The sequence below is a fragment of the Streptomyces sp. NPDC048277 genome (assembly GCF_040652235.1).
GTDB lineage: Bacteria > Actinomycetota > Actinomycetes > Streptomycetales > Streptomycetaceae > Streptomyces.
This window is the reverse complement of the sequence record NZ_JBEZLQ010000011.1, coordinates 1-2,602: the sequence shown is the minus strand read 5'-3', so window position 1 is coordinate 2,602 and position 2,602 is coordinate 1. Positions and strand designations below refer to the sequence as shown.

Here is a 2,602-nt window from a genome sequence, read left to right as displayed (position 1 = left end):
ATCAATCGCAAGCGACGGCCTCCACAAACCCTAACCAGCCTTCTGCGCCCCAGAAAGTGTCCTCAGCGTGGGACAACAGCGATAGCGAGAACGAAAGGAAGCCACACGATCTCCAAGCGGAATTGAACCCGATAGCCCCGCATACAAGTGCGCTTCTACCCTCAGGAACTCGTGCGAGCAATCAAGCACCGGTTGCACGCGGCGGGAGCGAGGGACAACGGAAACTGACCAAGCCCATGCCCAAGCCCAAGCCGCGGCGGTAGGTAGGGAGATTCATTGAACCTCTTTCATCCTGTGCTGGCGGATGAAATGGGCTGGTCAGTGGGTATGGTGACGCGGCAGGGCCCCTCGTCGTTGGCGTGGTGATTCCACCTCAGCACGCCTGCGACCGAAGGGGCCCCTGTTGGTTCCGTATCCTGCCACGCTCGACGTCCCGCATAAGCTCGTTGAGCACGTTGCCTGACTGCCGTACGAGCACCGCCGCGCACGTAACACCCGCCGGCGGAAGCTCGGCTGCTTCGACCAGGCACTGCTCACACTGGTCCATCTGCGCAAGAACGAGACGTTCGCCCAGCTCGGCGCCGGGTTCGCGATATCGCAGGCCACCGCCTGGCGCTACGTGGACGAGACCCTGGAGGTGCCGGCTTCCCGGGCCCCAGGCCTCCAAGAAGCCCTCGCCGACCTCGGTGAGGGCGACCACGTCATCGTTGACGGTACGCCGATCCCCGCCGACCGCGTCCGCGCCGATCAGCCGTACCACTCGCAGAAGCACAGGAAGCACGGCATGAACGTGCAGGTCTCACGCGTCCGGACGGCACGCCACTGTGGTTTTCACGGGCAACGCCAGGACGTACCCATGACCTGACTGCAGCCCGCGCCCACGGCATCGTCCAGGCCTGTCTCACCCGCCAGATCCTCGTCCTGGCCGATCGCGCCTACCAAGGCGTCGGCACCACCCTCCGCACCCCCTACTACGGTCACCGCGAACGCCCCGACCACTACCAGCAGTACAACCGCGACCTCGCCCGTCTTCGCGCTCCAGGCGAACGCGCCTTCGCTCGCCTCAAGGCCTGGCGACTGCCACGACAAGCCCGATACTCGACCAACCGCATCGGCAGAGTGGTCACCGCAATCCACACTCTCCTCACCTGCGAATACGCAGAGTGAAAGAGGTTCGTTGACCTCTATCTCCGAATTTATCGAACCATCGGTAGGAGACAACGGCTTGTGGTCTAAGGCCGTCGACGCACTCCTCGAAAACGTCACCCCCAAAGGTCCGAGAACATGTTCGCACGGCACCAGATACGCGCTGTCGCCCCAGTCTCGGCGCGCACCCACACGTCAGCCTCGTAATACACTGACTTTCCGGAACATCACCTGCTGGGCGGTCTGGGTGAAGGGGGCTTGGAGCTCCCGTTAATGCGGGCAGGTGTTGTTTGGGACGACGCGGAGGCGTGGGGAGGGGACGGCGGCGTGTGCTGCTGCATCTGCCGGGTCAGGAAAGCGGCTATTTTATGCTGCTCCGCCATCATCTCGCGTATGCGCTGCGGATCTACTACGTACCTCACGTTCCGCTGAGGCTCGGCCGACTGCACCGAAGGCTGCCCTGATCCGGTGCGGGCAGATGTTGTTCGGGACGACTCAGAAGCACGGGGAGCGGGCGGCGGCGTGTCCCCTGGCCGCCAGACCCGGAGTGCGTCTGCGTAACGCTGCTCCCCCATCATCTCGCGTATGCGCTGCGGATCTACTGCGTACCTCACGTTCCGCTGACGTTCGGCCGACTGCACCGAAGGCTGCCCTGATCCGGTGCGGGCAGATGTTGTTCGGGACGACTCAGAAGCACGGGGAGCGGGCGGCGGCGTGTCCCCTGGCCGCCAGACCCGGAGTGCGTCTGCGTAACGCTGCTCCCCCATCATCTCGCGTATGCGCTGCGGATCTACTGCGTACCTCACGTTCCGCTGAGGCTCGGCCGGCTGCCCCGAAGGCTGCCCTGATCCCTGCCTCAGTAGTTCTTGGACCCTTTCCTCCGGGGGCCCCGGAGGCCCTTGCGTAACCCCTGTTCCACCGTCGGGCCCGGAACCCGAAGGCCGCGGAGGATTGTGGGCGGTAGGCGGAGGGAATTCGCCCGGTGAAGATTGCGAGGTCGCCACAGTGACACGGGGGCGAACCGAGGTGAGCTCCGAATATTCTCGAGGTCGTTCTTCTCGACGCGTTTTCCTTCCCCTCAATAAAAACTTCGGGAGTAAGTCCTTCGGGCTCCAGGCCATGATTCCATTCCCCTTGTGCTGTCAACAGTTACTTGATTGACAACGTATCGCGTGGTCATTCGGTTCAGACACGGCAGCTGTAGTTCTGGTTATGGCTGGTCCTGGAGAGCGTGTCGGCGCTGGTGGCAGGCTTGTGCGATGGCTTGAGACGTCATCCGCTTTTCGATCACGGGGCCGGCCTGGTCGAACAGGGTTCCTGATCGGGTGATCGTGTGAGGGCCGATGCATGGCAGCAGGGCCTCTGGCCGGAAAATCACAGGAAACGCGGGCGCGCTGATGCCTGTTCCGTGCTCAGGGTGTTGGTGGCGGACGTGGGGACGGGTGTCCGGTCAGGC

1 pseudogene is annotated in these 2,602 nt (G+C 63.6%); it reads left to right on the top strand.

Going from position 1 to position 2,602, the window contains the following annotated elements:
* Positions 1–372: 372 nt before the first annotated feature.
* Positions 373–1,167 (top strand): annotated as a pseudogene (locus AB0D85_RS23610) (transposase family protein); the annotation flags it as partial.
* Positions 1,168–2,602: the final 1,435 nt, after the last annotated feature.